The 17,715-nt window shown below is 71.2% G+C and carries 13 protein-coding genes; 7 read left to right on the forward strand and 6 right to left on the reverse strand.

The features are described 5' to 3' along the window. Nucleotides 1-62 precede the first annotated feature (62 nt). The 3 genes from RBJ77_RS45720 to RBJ77_RS45730 all read right to left on the reverse strand — a co-directional run bounded on the left by RBJ77_RS45720 (nucleotide 63) and on the right by RBJ77_RS45730 (nucleotide 3,782). Nucleotides 63-236 (reverse strand): hypothetical protein, encoded by a 174-nt coding sequence (locus RBJ77_RS45720; RefSeq protein WP_372350357.1) that lies wholly within the window; start codon nucleotides 234-236, stop codon nucleotides 63-65. 185 nt (nucleotides 237-421) lie between these two features. Then, nucleotides 422-598, reverse strand: a complete 177-nt coding sequence (locus RBJ77_RS45725) for a sigma-like protein (protein ID WP_372350358.1) — start codon at nucleotides 596-598, stop codon at nucleotides 422-424. A 196-nt stretch (nucleotides 599-794) separates the two neighbouring features. Continuing rightward, complete coding sequence (locus tag RBJ77_RS45730; protein WP_372350359.1) at nucleotides 795-3,782, reverse strand: BTAD domain-containing putative transcriptional regulator; 2,988 nt, start codon at nucleotides 3,780-3,782, stop codon at nucleotides 795-797. Nucleotides 3,783-4,000: 218 nt separating this feature from the next. Between RBJ77_RS45730 and RBJ77_RS45735 the strand changes: the two genes are divergently transcribed. Then, nucleotides 4,001-5,260, forward strand: coding sequence for an amidohydrolase family protein (locus RBJ77_RS45735; protein ID WP_372350360.1), 1,260 nt, complete (start codon nucleotides 4,001-4,003; stop codon nucleotides 5,258-5,260). Between the two features lie 101 nt (nucleotides 5,261-5,361). Here the strand turns inward: RBJ77_RS45735 and RBJ77_RS45740 are convergent, their stop codons facing one another. Further along, entirely contained in the window at nucleotides 5,362-7,197 is a 1,836-nt protein-coding gene (locus tag RBJ77_RS45740; RefSeq protein WP_372350361.1) for a WD40 repeat domain-containing serine/threonine protein kinase, read from the reverse strand. Nucleotides 7,198-7,382: 185 nt separating this feature from the next. Here RBJ77_RS45740 and RBJ77_RS45745 point away from each other — a divergent pair, with 185 nt between their 5' ends. The 6 genes from RBJ77_RS45745 to RBJ77_RS45770 all read left to right on the forward strand — a co-directional run bounded on the left by RBJ77_RS45745 (nucleotide 7,383) and on the right by RBJ77_RS45770 (nucleotide 15,679). Continuing rightward, nucleotides 7,383-8,309, forward strand: a complete 927-nt coding sequence (locus RBJ77_RS45745; RefSeq protein ID WP_372350362.1) for a TIGR03619 family F420-dependent LLM class oxidoreductase — start codon at nucleotides 7,383-7,385, stop codon at nucleotides 8,307-8,309. Between the two features lie 12 nt (nucleotides 8,310-8,321). After that, nucleotides 8,322-9,104, forward strand: coding sequence for an SDR family NAD(P)-dependent oxidoreductase (locus tag RBJ77_RS45750; protein WP_255974740.1), 783 nt, complete (start codon nucleotides 8,322-8,324; stop codon nucleotides 9,102-9,104). A 121-nt stretch (nucleotides 9,105-9,225) separates the two neighbouring features. Further along, on the forward strand, nucleotides 9,226-10,350 hold the full coding sequence (locus RBJ77_RS45755; RefSeq protein WP_372350363.1) for an LLM class flavin-dependent oxidoreductase: 1,125 nt from the start codon (nucleotides 9,226-9,228) through the stop codon (nucleotides 10,348-10,350). A gap of 347 nt (nucleotides 10,351-10,697) precedes the next feature. Next, nucleotides 10,698-12,437: an amidohydrolase family protein gene (locus RBJ77_RS45760; protein ID WP_372350364.1), complete on the forward strand. Its 1,740-nt coding sequence runs from the start codon at nucleotides 10,698-10,700 to the stop codon at nucleotides 12,435-12,437. Then, nucleotides 12,434-13,894: an aldehyde dehydrogenase family protein gene (locus RBJ77_RS45765; protein WP_372350365.1), complete on the forward strand. Its 1,461-nt coding sequence runs from the start codon at nucleotides 12,434-12,436 to the stop codon at nucleotides 13,892-13,894. Before RBJ77_RS45760 ends, RBJ77_RS45765 begins: the two co-directional genes overlap by 4 nt. A 228-nt stretch (nucleotides 13,895-14,122) precedes the next feature. Beyond that, nucleotides 14,123-15,679: an APC family permease gene (locus RBJ77_RS45770; protein WP_372350366.1), complete on the forward strand. Its 1,557-nt coding sequence runs from the start codon at nucleotides 14,123-14,125 to the stop codon at nucleotides 15,677-15,679. A 25-nt stretch (nucleotides 15,680-15,704) separates the two neighbouring features. On the opposite strand, the gene RBJ77_RS45775 is transcribed toward RBJ77_RS45770, so the two are convergent. Together RBJ77_RS45775 and RBJ77_RS45780 are read right to left on the reverse strand one after the other, a co-directional pair. Next, nucleotides 15,705-17,234: a CehA/McbA family metallohydrolase gene (locus tag RBJ77_RS45775; RefSeq protein ID WP_372350367.1), complete on the reverse strand. Its 1,530-nt coding sequence runs from the start codon at nucleotides 17,232-17,234 to the stop codon at nucleotides 15,705-15,707. An 87-nt stretch (nucleotides 17,235-17,321) separates the two neighbouring features. Then, a complete protein-coding gene (locus tag RBJ77_RS45780; protein WP_372350368.1) occupies nucleotides 17,322-17,675 on the reverse strand; it encodes a hypothetical protein in 354 nt (117 codons plus the stop codon). Between the last annotated feature and the right edge of the window lie 40 nt (nucleotides 17,676-17,715).

Below are 17,715 nucleotides of genomic sequence, written 5' to 3' on the forward strand. Positions count from 1 at the left end.
CGTTGCAACGCAGTGGAGGGGCCGGGCGCTGAAGCCCGGCCCCTCCACTGCGTTGCAACGCCCTACGAGATGTGGCTGTCCTGCGGGGATACCGGCATGCCGTTGTCCAAGGTGGTGACGGTGCCGGTGGTGGGCGGGACGGGTGCGTGACTGTCGGCCAAGGCCGGGGTGGACGCTCCTGCCGCGACGCCTACGACCATGGCGGCCGTCACGAGGATCTTCTTGGCGCTCGTCATTCCAACTCCTTCTGGGGAGACTGGTGTTGCCGGTCGGGAAGTGACACTAGTGAGCAAGGCTGCGCTTGTTCGAGTGGTTCGAACGGATCGTGCCACCGATTGGCCTGAACCGGTTCCGGACATGACTCGGCCGCGGCGGCTCCCCCTCCGCGCCGCCGCGGCCGATCCCCGTCGGGAAGAAAGTCTTAGTTGTTGCCTATGGCGGGAGGCGCGGGCGCGTGCTGGTCGAGCGTGGTGATCTCGCCGTCGGCGGGAGGCGCGGGCGCGTGCTGGTCGAGCGTGGTGATCTCGCCGTCGGCGGGAGGTGCAGGTGCGTGCTGGTCGAGCGTGGTGATCTCTTCGGCCTTCTTCTTCTCGCTCATGACTTGAACCCCGAAACGTTGATGGTGTCTGCGGATGAGAGCGCCCGTTCGGCGACTCCCCCGAGGGCCGCCGAACGGGCGATTCAGAGCCTCAGACTAACTGCGAGGCTCGATGGATCCAGCTGCCCCCCGCTGCGATGGATCCGTTCAATGAGAGTGGCAGGAGCCCATAAACGTTCGATGAACGGCTCCGTCGTCAGGCTGCGGCAAGCGGTGAGAGCAGGCTGCGGACCTCTGCTGCTTCTGGTGCTCCGGAGCCCTCGTGAATGGCGAGGGCATCGTGCCAGCAGGCGCGAGCGCGGTCTGACTGGCTCAGACCAGCCAGCGCCTTGCCCAAGATGGTGAGGGCGTTCGCCTTCATCCAGTCGCCGCCGATGCAGCCGATGGCGAGCGCTTGCTCTGCATGCTGAGCTGCCTGCGCCGGCTTGCGGGCCGCGAGGTGAACTTGGGCGATGCGGAAGTGCGTCGTGCCTTCCCAGAGGCGCTGGCGGCTGTCGGTAAAGATGTTGAGAGCCTCAATGAGTTGCTCAAGCGCTTCCGTAAGGCGGCCTGCTTGAGTGAGGACGATTCCCGAGGCGTACCGAGCGTTCGCCAGACGCACAGACAGTCCGAGGTCGTCGTAGATCTCGATTCCTCGTTGCGCCAGTTCGATGGCGCGGGAGCTGCGGCCCATCGAGGCTAGGGTGCGCGAGAGGTTGCAGACAGCGCTGGCTTCGCCAGGCCGGTTCTCGTCAGCCCGGAATGCATCGATCGCTTGCAGCAAGTACCCCTCGGCCTCCGCGTACTGGGCGGTGCAGATGGCGATGATCCCCAACTGGTTCGGGGCCGCGCTGCTCGTCCAGGGGTCGGTGGTGGCTCTGGTCAATTCGTCTGCACGCTTGGCTTCCAGATGTGCCTCGTCAAAGCGGCCTGCTTGGCTGAGGGCTTGGGCGAGTGTGATGCGCGCACGTGCCTCGGCGTGTGTGTCGCCTGCGGCCGCAGCGGCGTCACGGGCCGCCATTGCAGTCGTCTCGTAGCGGCGCGATCCTGCACCTGACTCGGCAAGGTCGATGGTTGCCAGAAGGAGGTCGACGGCTCGTCGCAGAGTCGGACTCACAAGTGACTGTTGTACGCATGCGAGGAGCGGCTCCGCCTCGGCATGAAGCCAGTCCAACGCCGACGAGGCGTCTGAGAACTCAGGTGCCGCATACTGCCCGGTCTCCAAGTGAGTGACAGTCCGATCCCCGGGCCGCTCAATCGCATAGACCCCCGCCGCCGTAGCCAGATAGAAATCCAGCAACCGCGACATCGCCGCCTCCCGCTCCTCCGGCGGCTGTTCGTCCCGTTCCGCGCACGCACGCGCGTAGAGCCGGACCAGGTCGTGGTAGCGGTAGCGGCCGGGGGCGGCCGATTCCAGGAGGGACGTGTCGACCAGGGACTCCAGTACGTCCTCGGTGTCCTCGACGCCCAGGTCCAGTACGGCCGCTGCCGCCGCAAGCGAGATGTCCGGGCCGTCGGCGAGGCCGAGGAGGCGGAAGGCTCGGGACTGGGCCGGTTCCAGCTGGCCGTAGCCCAGCTCGAAGGTGGCCTTGACCGCGAGGTCGCCGGCCTGGAGTTCGTCGAGGCGGCGGCGTTCGTCGGCCAGTTTCGCCGCGAGGACCGAGACGGTCCAGGTGCGGCGGGCCGCGAGGCGGGACGCCGCGATGCGGATGGCGAGGGGGAGGAAGCCGCAGGCGGCGACCACGTCGAGCGCCGCCTTGCGCTCCGACGCCACCCGCTCCTCGCCCACGATGCGGGTGAACAGGAGCAGCGCCTCGTCCGGGGACATCACGTCCAGGTCCACCAGGTGCGCGCCCGCCAGGTCGACCATCCGGACCCGGCCCGTGATCAGGGCCGCGCAGCCCTCCGTGCCGGGAAGCAGGGGCCTGACCTGGGCCGCGTCCCGCGCGTTGTCCAGGAGGACCAGGATCCGGCGGCCGTCGAGCGTGGAGCGGTAGAGCGCCGCGCGCTCTTCGAGGGAGTCCGGGATCGCCGAGTCCGCGGTGCCGAGGGCCCGCAGGAACGAGCCGAGCACCGTCTCCGGTTCCGCCGCCCGCGCTCCCGCGCCCTGGAGGTCCACGTACAACTGGCCGTCGGGGAACGACGATCGGGACGCGTGCGCGACGTGCACGGCCAGCGTCGTCTTGCCCACGCCGCCGATGCCCGCGACCGCCGACACCGCCATGACCGAGCCCGTGCCCGCGTCCGACGAGGCGGCCGACAGTACGTCGCTCAGTTCGCTTACGAAGGAGGCGCGGCCGGTGAAGTCCGGAACCGTGGCCGGGAGTTGGGCCGGTCTGATCGGGGTGGTGGAGGGCTCCGTGGCCGCGGACGAAGGCTCGGCCAGGGCCGGGTCCGCCTGGAGGATGCGCTGCTGGAGTTCCGAGAGGCCCGGGCGCGGGTCCACGCCCAGCTCGTCGGCCAGCAGGCGCCGCGTGTCCGCGTAGACCGCGAGGGCCTCCGCCTGGCGGCCGCTCCGGTACAGGGCCAGCATCAGCAGTTCGCGCAGCCGCTCGCGCAGCGGGTGCGCCGCCGTCAGGGCCGTGAGTTCCGAGACCGCCTCCGCGTGGCAGCCCTGCTCCAGGTCCATGTCCAGGCGGGTTTCCTGGAGTTGGAGGCGCCACTCCTCCAGGCGGATGCGCTGGGTCTCCGCGTACGGTCCCGGCACGTTCGCCAGCGGTTCGCCGTCCCACAGGCCGAGCGCCTTGTTCAGCAGAACCCTCGCCTGGCACAGGTCGCCGGTCTGGCGGGCCTTCTCCGCGTCCGACCAGAGCGACTCCGCCGCGGACAGGTCGAGCGCGTCGGGGCTGAGCGAGCGGATCGCGTAGCCGCCCGACTCGCTCACCAGGACGCCCGGGTCGAGCACCTTCCGGAGGCGGGAGGCGTAGGTGCGCAGTGCGGCGAGGGCCTGCTGCGGGGACTCCTCGCCCCAGACCGCGTCGATCAGCTCGCCCGCCGTGGCCGTGCGGCCCTCGCGCAGGAGGAGCGCCGCGAGCAGGGCCCGCTGCTGGGGCGAGCCCGTCGCGAGCGGCTCCCCGCCGCGCCAGGCCCGGACCGGGCCGAGCACGCTGAAGCGCAGGTCGGAGCCGCCGGCGGGCGCCGCGTCCGAGGCGTCCTCGGGCGCGGCGGACCGCCGCTGCTCCGGTACCCGCGGTCCACCGTCCATCGTCACTGCCCCCTGCCGCCGCACCAGCACCGGTCACATCTCGTCGCCGTTTCGTCCAGACGGCGCGCCGTCAAAGACAACTCCGCCAGTTTGCCTTGTTCATGGCGGATACGTCAGCCACGGGAGACAGTCATCACAGACATCTCACGCCACGAACCTTCGCTCCCACTGAACTCCTAGTAGCTGACGGGTCGTCAGATCAGCGCTACCGTGAGCCCATGGAGACCACGGAGAGCGCAATCGACCAATCCGCCCCGGAATCGGGCGAGTTCCCGCTCATCATTTCCGTCGACGACCACACCGTCGAGCCGCCCGACGTCTGGTCCGACCGGCTGCCGAAGAAGTACCTCGACGTCGGACCGCGCATCGTCCGCGCGCCGCTGAAGGAGATGACCTTCCTGGGCGGCAAGTTCGCCCCCGTGATGGGCGAGCCCGGCGACGACGGACCCATCGGCGACTGGTGGGTCTACGAGGACCTGCACCGGCCGCTCACTCGCCTCGACACCGCCGTCGGGTACGACAGGGACGAGATCAAGCTCGAGGTCATCACCTACGAGCAGATGCGGAAGGGGTCCTACGACGTCCCGTCCCGCCTCGCCGACATGGACGTCAACCACGTCCAGTCGGCGCTCTGCTTCCCCACCTTCCCGCGCTTCTGCGGGCAGACCTTCACCGAGGCCACGGACCGTGAGCTGGGACTCCTCGGGGTGCGCGCCTACAACGACTGGATGGTGGACGAGTGGTGCGGGCCCGAGGCCCGGGGGCGGCTGATACCGCTGACCCTCATCCCCCTGTGGGACCCGGAGCTCGCCGCCGCCGAGGTGCGCAGGAACGCCGCCCGCGGCGTGCGCGCCGTCGCCTTCTCCGAGATCCCGCCGCACCTCGGGCTGCCGAGCATCCACACCGACGCCTGGGACCCGTTCCTCGCCGCGTGCGCCGAGACCGGCACCGTCATCGCCATGCACATCGGCAGCAGCAGCAAGATGCCGTCCACGTCACCGGACGCGCCACCCGCCGTCGGGTCCACCATCACCTTCGCCAACTGCTGTTTCTCGATGGTGGACTGGCTGATGAGCGGGAAGTTCGAGCGGTTCCCCGAGCTGCGGATCATGTACGCCGAGGGGCAGATCGGCTGGATCCCGTACATCCTCGAACGCGCCGACGTGGTGTGGGAGGAGAACCGCGGCTGGGGCGGCGTCGCCGAAAAGGTGCGCAAGCCGCCGAGCGAGTACTTCACCGACCACGTCTTCGGCTGTTTCTTCGACGACGCCTTCGGGCTGAAGAACCTGGAGTCCATCGGCGTCGGGAACGTCCTCTACGAGACGGACTACCCGCACTCCGACTCCACCTGGCCGAAGTCGAAGGAGGTAGGTGAGGCGCAGATGGGGCATCTGGACGCGGACGTCGTGGAGCGGATCGTGCGCGGCAACGCGATCGATCTCCTCGGGCTCACCCCGGAGGGGCTCTGGCGGCCGTAGGCGTCTGTCGGTGTCTGGCGGTGTCCGCCGGTGTCTGGCGGTGTCCGCCGGTCTGTCGGTGTCTGTCGGTGTCCGCCGGCGTCCGCCGGTGTCCGTAGGCGTCATAGGTTCCACAACTGGATCGAGGGCGGGTCGCCGCCCTCGTCCGGTGCGGGTGCGGGTGCGGGGTTCAGGGCGCCGGCGAGCGTGCCGCCGCCCTCGTTCAAGGCCAGCGCGCCGATGGGTGTCCCGTGAGGCACCTTCAGCGGGCCGGGGGCGAAGGCGACGGGGTACAGGTGGTCGGACGTGGACCAGAGCCTGATCGAGCGCTCCGCCGTGTCCCGTCCCGCGCCGTCGGACTCGCCGCCGCATGTCGCGAGCAGGCCGACTGCCTCCAGCTGGGTGAACGCTGCCGCGCTCAGAGGCTCGCGGTCGTCCTGGTGCGTGGCGACGACCTTGCGCGTGCCGAGATCCCAGATCTGGATGCGGGAGCCGCCGGCGATCAGCCGGCGGCCCCCGAAGCCGAAGAACACCCCCGCATACCGGTCCCCTCCTCCTTCGAGCTCCCCGGCCGCCCGCCCCGTCCGCGTCTCCCACAACCGGATCGTGCCGGCACCCCGCCCCGCCGCCACGCTCGCCAGCATCCTGCCGTCCGGGCTGAACGCCACCCAGTTCACCCGCCCCGAATGGCCCGTGAGCGTCGCGCGGGAGCGGCCCGTGGCCGGGTCGACGAGTTCGATGCGGCTGCCGACGCCCACGGCGACGGTCGTGCCCTCCGGGTGCACCGCCAGGCAGCGCACCCCGTCGGACTTCCCTCTGTACGCGGCGAGTTCACCGCGCGCCGCACCGGTGCGCGCGTCCCACGCGCGCAGCGTCCCGTCGTCGCCGCCCGTGAACAGGGTCCGTTCGTGCGGGCTGTACGCCACCGCACGGACGGCGCCCGCGTGGCCCTCGCAGGTGGCGGTCGCACGGGCCTCGACCGTGTCCCACAGGCGCACCGTCCGGTCCGCGCCGCCCGAGGCGAGGACGCGGTTGTCCGGGGCGAAGGCCAGGCAGGTGACCGGGCCCGTGTGGCCGGTGAGCCGGGCCACGGGGCGCGTGGCGTCACGGGTGGGGGAGGCGTCGTCCGGGGCCGGGCTCTTCGCGGCCGGTGAGGAATCGCGGAGCAGGTAGGCGGGGACCGCGAGCGCCGTGGCCGCCGCGGCGGTCGCCGCGAGCAGGGCGGTGCGGCGGGTGGGCCGCCACTTCCGCGCGAGGGTGCCGGCCGGCGGGGCGTCGGCGGGGGTCGTCCCCGGCCTGGGCGTCGTGGCCGACAGGCGTTCCAGGAGTGCCTCGGCCGTCGGCCGCGTCCCCGGTTCCTTCGCCAGGCATGCCGCCACCAGTTCCCGCAGGTCGGGGTACGGCGCCAGACCACTCAGCGCGGGTGGTTCGGACGTGATCCGGTGGACGACCGTCGCCGCGCTCGTCGCCTCGAACGGGCTGCTGCCCGTCGCCGCGAAGGCCAGCACCGAGCCGAGCGAGAACACGTCCGTGGCCCGCGTGACCAGGTCCGGGGTGCGGAGCTGCTCGGGGGACAGGTACGCGCAGGCGGCCGGGTCCGTCGGCTCCGGGGGCGTGCGCGGCGCGTGGGCGATGCCGACGATGCGGGAGCCGTCGTCGGTGAGGACGACGTGATCGGGGTCGAGGCCGCGGTGGACCACCCCGCACGCGTGGATCGCCGCGAGCCCCTCGGCGAGGTCCGCCGCGAGCCGCGGCACCGTGTGCGGCGGCAGCGGCCCCTCCCGGGTGATCCGTTCCCGGAGCGTCGGGCCCGGTACGAACTCCGTCGCCGGCCAAGGGGGTTCGGCGGATGCGTCCGCGTCCACGATCCGCGCCGTGCGGCGGCCGTCGATGCCCCGGGCCGCCTCGACCTCCCGGGCGAACTCCTCCCGGTCCAGGTCGCCGCGGAACCGCTTCACCACAGCGCCTGCCCGCCGCGGGTCCGACGGACCCGGTGACTCCACCATCAGCTACCCCCGTGATCCCGCTGCCGCCCGGAATTGAACCACGGGAGAGGACGCGCACATCCCTTGTCTGACGATCCGTCAGGTAAGAGGATGTGTCCCGGCCGTAATTGACGCTCCGTCAGATAGGGGGTTCGGGCATGGCGCCGCTCGCGTACGGCATTCAGCTCCCGATCCAGTCCCAGAGCACCATGTACGCCGAGTCCTGGGAGGCCGCCGCAGGCGCCGGCGACCTCGCCGAGATCGCCCGCGCCTGTGACCGGGGAGGCTTCGACTACATCGCCTCCTGCGACCACGTCGCCATCCCGCGGCGGCTCGCCGACGCCATGTCGACGACCTGGTACGACCCGGTCGCCACGCTCTCCTTCCTCGCCGGGGTCACCGAGCGCGTGCGACTGCTCAGCCACGTCGCGATCCTCGGGCTGCGCCATCCACTGGTCTCCGCCAAGCAGTACGCCACGCTCGACCACCTGAGCGGCGGGCGGCTGATCCTGGGGGTCGGGGCCGGGCACGTGGAGGAGGAGTTCGACGCCGTCGGGGCCGACTTCGGGCGGCGCGGCGCCGTGCTCGACGAGAGCATCGACGCCGTGCGGGCCGCCCTGGGGGCCGATGAGTTCCCCGTGCACAAAGGGGAGTTCTTCGCCTTCGAGGGGCTCGGGCAGCGGCCGCGGCCCGCGCAGTCGCGGGTGCCGGTGTGGGTCGGCGGTTCCTCCGCGCCCGCCGTGCGCCGGGCCGCCCTCAAGGGGGACGGCTGGCTGCCGCAGGGCGATCCGCGCGACCGGCTCCCGCAGCAGATCGAGAAGGTGCGGCGGCTGCGCGCCGAGGCCGGGATCGAGGCGCCCCTCACCATCGGGGCCATCACCGAGCCGCTGTACGTGGGCGCGCCCGGCTGGGAGACCGGGCGGCGCACGGTGTCGGGCGCGCCGGACGCCGTCGCCGAGTCGCTGCGCGCGTACCCGGCCATGGGCGTCGACCAGATCCAGGTCCGCTTCCGCAGCCGGGGGCGCGCCGAGCTCGTCGACCAGATCGCGGCCTTCGCCACCGAGGTCGCACCCCAACTCAGCTGAAGGGCAAGGGACATGGGCAAGCTTGACGGGCGCGTCGTGCTGATCACCGGTGCGGCGCGCGGGCAGGGCGAGCAGGAGGCCAGACTCTTCGCGGCTGAAGGGGCGCGGATCGTCGTCGCGGACGTCCTCGACGACCAGGGCGAGGCCGTCGCCAAGGACATCGGCAACGCCGTGTACGTGCACCTCGACGTGAGCAAGGAGGAGGACTGGGGCGCCGCCGTGCGGACCGCCCTGGGCGCCTTCGGGAAGATCGACGGGCTCGTCAACAACGCGGGCATCCTGCGGTTCAACGAGCTGGTGTCGACGCCGCTCGACGAGTTCCAGCAGATCGTGCAGGTCAACCAGGTGGGCGCGTTCCTCGGGATCAAGACCGTCGCGCCGGTGATCGCCGACGCCGGGGGCGGTTCCATCGTGAACACCGCCTCGTACACGGGCGTCACGGGCATGGCGTACGTGGGCTCCTACACCGCCACCAAGCACGCCATCGTCGGGCTCACTCGGGTCGCCGCCCTGGAGCTCGCCGCGAAGAAGATCCGCGTCAACGCGGTCTGCCCCGGCGCCATCGACACCGCCATGAGCAACCCGGCCCAGCTCGACCCCACCGCGAACACCGAGGAGGCCGCCGAGGCCCTCGACGGGCTGTACCGCAAGCTCGTGCCGCTCGGCCGGGTCGGCCGGCCCGAGGAGGTCGCGCGGCTCGCGCTCTTCCTCACCGCGGAGGAGGACTCGGCGTACATCACGGGACAGCCGTTCGTGATCGACGGGGGCTGGCTCGCGGGCGTCAGCGTGCTCTGACGTTCTTGCCGACGACAGTATCTGACGCTGCGTCAGGTATTGACGGTCCTCACCCGCAGTGGAACAGTCGACCCAATCAATCTGACGGATCGTCAGAAACTGACGAGGACGGTGAACCTCCTTGGAATTCGGGCTCTTTGTACAGGGATACGTGGGCAAGCAGGCGCTGACCGACCCCACCGCCGAGCACCGCGCGCTCATGAACGAGACCGAGTACGTCATCCAGGCGGACAAGTCCGGCTTCAAGTACGCCTGGGCGTCCGAGCACCACTTCCTGGAGGAGTACTCGCACCTCTCGGCCAACGACGTGTACCTCGGCTACCTCGCCCACGCGACGGACCGGATCCACCTCGGCTCCGGCATCTTCAACCCGCTCGCGCAGGTCAACCACCCGGTCAAGGTGGCCGAGAAGGTCGCCATGCTCGACCACCTCAGCGAGGGGCGCTTCGAGTTCGGCAGCGGGCGCGGGGCGGGCTCGCACGAGATCCTCGGATTCATCCCTGGTGTGACGGACATGAACTACACCAAGGAGATCTGGGAAGAGACCATCGCCGAGTTCCCGAAGATGTGGCTCCAGGACGAGTACGTCGGGTTCCAGGGCAAGCACTGGTCGCTGCCGCCGCGCAAGATCTTCCCCAAGCCGTACGGGAAGTCGCACCCCGCCATGTGGTACGCGGCCGGCTCCCCGCCCTCGTACGCGATGGCCGCCAGGAAGGGGCTGGGCGTCCTCGGGTTCAGCGTGCAGAAGGTCTCCGACATGGAGTGGGTCCTGGAGCAGTACAAGACCGCCATCCAGGACGCCGAGCCCATCGGTGACTTCGTCAACGACAACGTGATGGTGACGTCCACCGCCATCTGCGCCGAGACCCACGACAAGGCCGTCGAGATCGCCGTGAACGGCGGGCTCAACTACCTTCAGTCGCTGGTCTTCCGGTACCACGACACCTTCCCGCGGCCCGAGGGCATCCCCGAGTGGCCGGAGATCCTGCCCGAGTACTCGGCCGAGATCATCGAGCTGCTCATCGCCGAGGAGCTGATGATCTGCGGTGATCCGGACGAGGTGCTCCAGCAGTGCAAGCGGTGGGAGCAGGCCGGGGCCGACCAGCTGTCGTTCGGGCTGCCGATCGGCATCTCGCACGAGGACACGCTCAACTCGATCAAGCTGATCGGGGAGCACGTCATCCCGAAGATCGACACGGATCCGGTGCACCGGACGACCCGGTTCCGCGGTCAGGCCCCGGCCTGACCCCGTCGGCTGCCCCGGTCTTCCTCCTCCCGGACAGGAGGGCCGGGGCCTTGCCGTAGCCCCGCCGCGGGGCGCTGCCCCGGACCCCGCTCCTCAATCGCCGGAGGGGCTTGTCGGGGGCGGGAGGGCCGGGGCCTTGCCGTAGCCCCGCCGCGGGGCGCTGCCCCGGACCCCGCTCCTCAATCGCCGGAGGGGCTTGTCGGGGGCGGGCGGGCTGGAGCCCTGCCGTAGCCCCGCCGCGGGGCGCTGCCCCGGACCCCGCTCCTCAATCGCCGGAGGGGCTTGTCGGGGCGGGTCGGAGCCCAGTCGCGCGTATCCGTCGAACGAGTCGCACGAAAGGACCAGGCATGCTCGACCACCTCATCAAGGGCGCCACCGTCGTCGACGGGACCGGCGCCCCCGCCCGCGTCGCCGATGTCGGCATCCGCGACGGGCGCATCGCCGTCATCGCCGAGCCCGGCACCGTCGCCGAGGAGGCGCGGTCCAGTGAGGACGCCTCGGGGCTCGTGCTCGCGCCCGGGTTCGTCGACCCGCACACGCACTACGACGCCCAGCTGTTCTGGGACCCGTACGCGACGCCCTCCCTCAACCACGGGGTGACGACCGTCGCGGGCGGCAACTGCGGGTTCACCCTGGCCCCGCTGCACCCCGACCGGCCCGCGGACGCCGACTACACGCGGCGCATGATGTCCAAGGTCGAGGGGATGTCGCTGGTCGCCCTGGAGGAGGGCGCCCCGTGGACGTGGAACTCCTTCGAGGAGTACCTCGGCGCGCTGGACGGGCGGATCGCGGTCAACGCCGGGTTCATGGTGGGGCACTGCGCGCTGCGCCGGTACGTGATGGGGGCCGACGCCGTCGGCGGGCAGCCCAGCGAGCGGCAGATGGAGGAGATGCTCGCGCTCTTCCACGCGGCCATGGACGCCGGGGCCTGGGGGCTCTCCACCACGCAGTCCTCCACGCACTCCGACGGCGACGGGCAGCCCGTCGCCTCCCGGCACGCGCTGCCCGCCGAACTCGTCGCGCTCAGCAAGGCGGTCGGCGAGCACGAGGGGACGCAGATCGAGGCCATCGTCGCCGGGTGCCTCGATCAGTTCAGTGATGACGAGATCGATCTGTTCGTCGAGATGAGCGCGGCCGCGGGACGGCCGCTCAACTGGAACGTGCTGACCATCGACGCCGCCGTGCCCGAGCGGGTGCCCCGGCAGTTGGAGGCGAGCGAGCGGGCCCGCAAGTCGGGCGGCCGGATCGTCGCCCTGACGATGCCGATCCTGACCCCGATGAACATGTCGCTGGGCACGTTCTGCGCGCTCAATCTCATCCCCGGGTGGGGCGACGTGCTGGGGCTGCCCGTCGACGAGCGGATCGAGAAGCTGCGGGACCCCGGCACGCGCGCCGAGATGCTGCGGCGGGCCGACAGCAAGGAGGCCGGGGTCTTCCGGCGTCTCGCGAACTTCGGGCGCTACGTCATCGGGGACACCTACTCCGAGGCGAACGAGGGGCTGACCGGGCGGGTGGTGAAGGACATCGCCGCCGAGCGCGGGCAGGAGCCCTTCGAGTGCCTCGTCGAGATCTGCGCCAACGACCGGCTGCGGACCGTGCTGTGGCCGATGCCGACCGACAACGACCCCGACTCGTGGACGCTGCGCGCCGAGACCTGGCAGCACGAGGACGTCATGCTGGGCGGCTCGGACGCCGGCGCGCACCTGGACCGGATGTGCGGGGCGCCGTACACGACCCGGTTCATCGGCGACTGTCTGCGCGGGCGGCAGCTGGCGAGCCTGGAGCAGGCCGTGAAGATGCTGACCGACGACCCGGCCCAGCTGTTCGGGCTGCGCGAGCGGGGCCGGGTGCGGGAGGGGTTCCACGCCGACCTGGTGCTGTTCGACCCGGAGACCATCGACGCGGGCAAGGCCACCCTCGTGCACGACCTGCCGGGCGACAGCCCGCGGCTCGACTCGAAGGCCATCGGGATCACCGCGGTCTGGGTCAACGGGGTGGAGGCGATGCGCGGCGACGTGGTGAGCGGGGCCGTGCCCGGCAAGGTGCTGCGGTCGGGGACCGACACCCGGACGGTGAGTACCAAGTGAGCGCATCCCAAAGGCTGTTCATCGGCGGTGAGTGGGTCGAGCCCGGCGGCGGGCACTACGAGGTGGTCGACCCGGCGAGCGAGGGCGTGGTCGGGCTCGCCCCCGAGGCCTCCCGGCAGCAGGTGTACGACGCCGCCCGCGCCGCCCGCGACGCCTTCGGACCGTGGTCGCGGACGAAGCCCCAGGAGCGGGCCGCGATCCTGGACCGGGCCGCCGACGTGATGCAGCGGGACTTCGCCGCGCACGCCGAGCTCGCCCAGGCCGAGAGCGGCGCGACCAGCGGGACCGCGCGCGGCATGCAGGTCGCGGTCGGGGTCGCCCGGTTCCGGCGGTACGCCAGGGGGGCCCTGGAGCCCGTCGAGGAAGGGCTGCCGCCGCAGATCAGCGAGGCCGGGCCGATGGGGAAGGCGGGGGTGACCGGCGCCCTCGCGGTGCGCCAGCCCGTCGGCGTCGTCACCTGCGTCACCTCGTACAACAATCCGTGGGCCAACCCGGCGGGCAAGGTCGCCCCCGCGCTCGCCATGGGCAACACCGTCGTGGTGAAGCCCGCGCCGCAGGACCCGCTCTCCGTGTACCGGATGGCGGCGGCGCTGGAGGAGGCCGGGGTGCCGCCGGGCGTGGTCAACGTGGTGAGCGGCACGGCGGTGGCGGTGGGCGAGGCCGCCGTCGACTCGCCGGACGTCGACATGGTCAGCTTCACCGGGTCCACGGCGGTCGGGCAGCGCATCGGCGAGGTGTGCGGGCGGTCCATGAAGCGGCAGCTGATGGAGCTGGGCGGCAAGGGCGCCGCGATCGTCCTCGACGACGCCGACCTGGACTCGGCCGTCGCCGGGATCGGCACGACGTACGCCTTCTACAGCGGGCAGATCTGCACCGCCCCGACCCGGGCGATCGTGCACCGCTCCGTGTACGACGCGTTCGTCGAGAAGCTGCGCGGCTACCTCGGCTTCATGAAGGTCGGCGATCCGCGGGCGCAGGGCACGGTGGTCGGGCCGGTGATCTCGGGCGCGCACCGCGAGCGCGTCGAGTCGTACGTGGAGCTGGGCCGCAAGGAGGGCGCGACCGTCGTGGCGGGCGGCGAGCGGCCCGCCTTCGAGCGGGGCTTCTACGTGGCGCCGACGCTGCTCGCCGACTGCACCAACGACATGCGGGTGGTGCGCGAGGAGATCTTCGGGCCGGTCGTCGCCGTCGTCCCGTTCGACGGCGACGAGGACGAGGCGGTCGCCCTCGCCAACGACAGCGAGTACGGGCTCATCGACTACGTGTGGTCGGGCGACGTCGCCCGTGCCTTCCGGGTCGCGCGGCGGCTGCGGGCCGGCGGGGTCGGGGTGAACACGATCGGACGGAACATGGAGGCGCCGTTCGGCGGGTTCAAGAAGAGCGGGGTGGGCCGGGACGTCGGCTCGTACGCGCTGCACGCGTACAGCGAGCTGCAGTCGATCGTCTGGCCCGGGTGACGAAGTCCACGAAATCTGCACGGGAAAATTTGGAACCTGGGCAAATCGGACCCGGCAACGATTCCCGAATATCGGACGCCGGGCCGATCGCCTTGCGATGTGTGGCTGATTCCGGCAATCTTCCCCTTGGGTCGAAAGTGACTGCCCGAATTGCCCGTGGATTGTTAACCGGCGAAGTCATGATGAATCCCGCCAGATGTGGAAACCGCAGGATTTAACGTCCTGTTCATGACTCAGCTGGACGCACGGCCCTCGACGGCGCGGGCCGCAGACAGCGCCGCCGACGGCGGTGGCAAGGGGCTCGGCGGGAACTCCGTCGGGCTGCTCGGCAGTGCCGTCATCGGCGTCTCCACCGTCGCGCCCGTCTACTGCCTGACCTCGACGCTCGGCTCCACGGCCGGCGAGGTCGGGCTGCAGATGCCCGCCGTCTTCCTCGCCGGCTTCCTGCCGATGCTCCTCGTCGCCTTCGCGTACCGGGAGCTCAACAAGGTCATGCCGGACTGCGGCACGTCCTTCACCTGGACCGTGAAGGCCTTCGGGCCGCGCGTCGGGTGGATGTGCGGCTGGGGCCTGGTGATCGCGACGATCATCGTCCTGTCGAACCTCGCGGGCGTCGCCACCTCCTACTTCTGGCTGCTCGCGGGCGAGATCACGAACAGTGGCGCGGTGGCCGACCTCGACGGCAACAAGGCCGTCCACATCGTCACCTGCCTCGTCCTGATCGCCGCCGCGACGGCCATCAGCTACCGCGGCATGACCGCGACCAAGGGCGTCCAGTACACGCTGGTCGGACTCCAGCTGGTGGTGCTCGCCGTCTTCGTCGCGATGGCGGTGGCGAAGGCGGGCTCCGCGGACTTCGCCGCGACGTCGGTGGACTTCTCCTGGTCCTGGCTGAACCCGTTCTCCGTGCAGTCCTTCGGCGCGTTCACCGCGGGCCTGTCCCTGTCGATCTTCATGTACTGGGGCTGGGACACCTGCCTGACCGCCAACGAGGAGACCATCGGCAGCGACCGCACGCCGGGCCGCGCCGCGCTCATCGCGATGGTCGTCCTCGTCGGCTCCTACCAGGCGACCGGGGTGGCCGCCCAGATGATCGTCGGCTCCGGCGGCAAGGGCCTCGGCCTCGCCAACCCGGAGACCTCCGACAACGTCTTCGCCGCGCTCGCGGGCCCCGTCATGGGCCCGACCCTCGGCGTCCTCCTCTTCGTCGCCGTCCTCGCCTCGGCGGCGGCCAGCCTCCAGACCACGTTCATCCCGGTCGCCCGCACGGTCCTGGCCATGTCGACGTACGAGGCGCTGCCCGCCTCGTACGCCCGCGTCCACCCGCGCTTCAAGACGCCCGGCCGCGCCACGATCACCGCGGGCGTCGCCACGGCCGTCTTCTACACGGTCATGACGCTGGTCTCCGAGCACGTCCTCGTCGACACGATCTACGCGCTCGGCCTCATGATCTGCTTCTACTACGCGCTGACGGCCTTCGCCTGCGCCTGGTACTTCAAGGGCGAGCTGACCCGCTCGGTCCGTGACTTCACCTTCAAGGGCCTCTTCCCGCTGCTCGGCGGCGTCCTCCTGTCGGCCGTCTTCGCCAAGACCCTGATCGACATGTGGAACCCGGAGTACGGCAGCGGCTCCTCGGTGTTCGGCGTCGGCTCGGTGTTCGTCATCGGGGTGGGCCTGCTGCTGGTCGGCGTCGTCATCATGCTGGTGATGGGGCGGCGCAGCCCGGCGTTCTTCCGCGGCGAGGTGCTGAACCGGGACACGGCGGTGCTGGTCGTCGCCGAATGACCGGGCACCGCCGCGTCCCGGCCCGTCACGCCCCGAGGAAGACCGGGTTCGTGAACGCCGTCAGCGCGCCCGGCAGCCCGGCGACCGCCGGGGCGTGCCGCACCTCGGCCCGTACGTACGCCGCGTAGGACGCCGTCGTCCGCCAGCTCACCTTGCCCGTGCCGGACTCGGGGAGCGCCGGGGACGTGAACAGGGTGCCCTGGTCGGTGACGAGGTGCAGCGTGCAGCCGGGGGCGCCCTTGACCTCCAGGTCCACCGTGACCGGGGCGTCCGCGGCCACCGCCAGGCGTTCGCCGATGCCGGCCACCCGGCCCTTGCCGCCCGTCGCCGAGAAGGACACCTCGACGGCCGCGGACTCGGCGACGTAGGAGCGGCCCGCCCTGATGCCCGCCTGGATCGCGTCCCGGGTCAGGTCGTCGGCCAGCACCACCGTCTGCGGGCCGCCGATCCGGTCGGGGTCGCGGTGCGCGTCGCTGTTGCCCATGGCCGGGATCCAGGAGCCCTTCCCGGTGCCGCGCGAGCGGGCGTACGCCACCAGCGTGTTGTCCCAGTCGGCCAGCGAGATCTCGTCGTCGGGGGTGTACGGGCCGTTCCACACCTCCACCGCGTCCGCCTCGCCGAAGCCGAACTTCCAGCCGCAGCCGATGCACGTCGCGTGCGGGTGCGCCGGGACGACCAGGCCGCCCGCCCGGCGGATCTCCCGCGCGTACGCGGCCCAGCGGTTGTCGCGCGCCCGGTAGCGCCAGTCGATGAACGTGCCGGGGTCCGTGCCGAGGGCGACCACGTGGCCGTTGCGGGTCGTGACCTCCTCGCCCAGCATGACGAGCAGGTCGTCGCCCGCCACGTCCGCCCAGTGGGCGTGCGCGGAGTGCGTGTTGTGGTCCGACGTGTTGATGAAGTCCAGGCCCGCCGCGCGGGCGAGCGCGCCGATCTCGGCGGGCGTGCGGCGCCCGTCCGAGTACCAGCTGTGCAGGTGGCAGTCGCCGCGGTACCAGGCGCGGCCCCGGCCGCGGGCCCGCTCCGGCGGATAGCCCGGCCGCGGCGTCTCGCCCGCCGGGCCGTGGGTGAGCGTCACCGTCACCGAGTACGGCAGGCCGTCCGGCGCCACCGTGTACGGGCCGAGCGCGATGTGCCAGGTGCCCGCCCGCACCGGGCCCGGGACGTAGCCCGGCGTCGCGTCGTCCGCGCGGACGAAGAACTCCGTGCGCGCCCCGCCCGACCAGCCGCGGAAGCCCTTGCCGCCGAGCGCCGTGCCGCGCTCGTCGAAGATGCCGATGTCGAGCGCGTTGTTCTGGGTGCCGGCCGGGACCGTCGCCTTCGTGTACGTGTAGGCGACGTGGATCTCCCGCACGCCGGACGGGACCTCCACCGGCAGGTACACGAAGTCGGGGGCGCCCGGCGGCAGGGTGCCCGTGAGCGTCTTGGTGGACTGCGAGCCGTCGGCGGCGCTGGCGAAGCTCATGGTGGTGAGCGTAAGTGCCGTCGCCGCACCGGTCACGAGCAACGCCCGTCTGCCGATGCCGTGTTCGGTGCCGTGTGTTTCGTCCGTGCACATATCGCGGCTCCCCAGGGTGTGGATGTGACGTGTGCGAACCCTGGCAGTAAGCCGTGAACTCCCCTCCAAGGGAAGGGGATCGGCGGATTACGACTGGCGGCGCCTGCGGAACAGGCCGGCGACGACCAGCACCACGATCACGATCAGCACGATGAGGATCCAGCCGAGCGCGCCGAGCGAACCGCTCTTCTTCTTTTTCCTCTTCTTGGACTTCTTGGACTTCTTGGGATTGGTGGACTTCTTGCCGGTCTTGGTCACCTGGCCGGCGCTGTCGGAGCGCGACGCGGCGACCTTCTTCGCCGGCTTCCCCGCGGGATGCGAGACGGGTTTCGAGACCTGCTGGGACGACGTCGTCGCGGCGTACGCCGTCGCCGGGACGCCGCCCAGGAGCAGCGCGCCGAGCAACACCAGCACCGTCGTGGGACGCGTGCGGAGAAACATGACAAACCCCCCGTTGGCCAAGGACCCGGCGAGACTAGTA

It is taken from the genome of Streptomyces sp. KL116D (assembly GCF_030766975.1).
GTDB classification, from domain to species: domain Bacteria; phylum Actinomycetota; class Actinomycetes; order Streptomycetales; family Streptomycetaceae; genus Streptomyces; species Streptomyces longispororuber_A.

What these genes read in the sequence shown, in the direction of transcription:
- RBJ77_RS45720 (WP_372350357.1), bottom strand. Translation starts at nt 236, where the DNA reads ATGACGAGCGCCAAGAAGATCCTCGTGACGGCCGCCATGGTCGTAGGC.
- RBJ77_RS45725 (WP_372350358.1), bottom strand. Translation starts at nt 598, where the DNA reads ATGAGCGAGAAGAAGAAGGCCGAAGAGATCACCACGCTCGACCAGCAC.
- RBJ77_RS45730 (WP_372350359.1), bottom strand. Translation starts at nt 3,782, where the DNA reads ATGGACGGTGGACCGCGGGTACCGGAGCAGCGGCGGTCCGCCGCGCCC.
- RBJ77_RS45735 (WP_372350360.1), top strand. Translation starts at nt 4,001, where the DNA reads ATGGAGACCACGGAGAGCGCAATCGACCAATCCGCCCCGGAATCGGGC.
- RBJ77_RS45745 (WP_372350362.1), top strand. Translation starts at nt 7,383, where the DNA reads ATGGCGCCGCTCGCGTACGGCATTCAGCTCCCGATCCAGTCCCAGAGC.
- RBJ77_RS45750 (WP_255974740.1), top strand. Translation starts at nt 8,322, where the DNA reads ATGGGCAAGCTTGACGGGCGCGTCGTGCTGATCACCGGTGCGGCGCGC.
- RBJ77_RS45760 (WP_372350364.1), top strand. Translation starts at nt 10,698, where the DNA reads ATGCTCGACCACCTCATCAAGGGCGCCACCGTCGTCGACGGGACCGGC.
- RBJ77_RS45770 (WP_372350366.1), top strand. Translation starts at nt 14,123, where the DNA reads ATGACTCAGCTGGACGCACGGCCCTCGACGGCGCGGGCCGCAGACAGC.
- RBJ77_RS45775 (WP_372350367.1), bottom strand. Translation starts at nt 17,234, where the DNA reads ATGTGCACGGACGAAACACACGGCACCGAACACGGCATCGGCAGACGG.
- RBJ77_RS45780 (WP_372350368.1), bottom strand. Translation starts at nt 17,675, where the DNA reads ATGTTTCTCCGCACGCGTCCCACGACGGTGCTGGTGTTGCTCGGCGCG.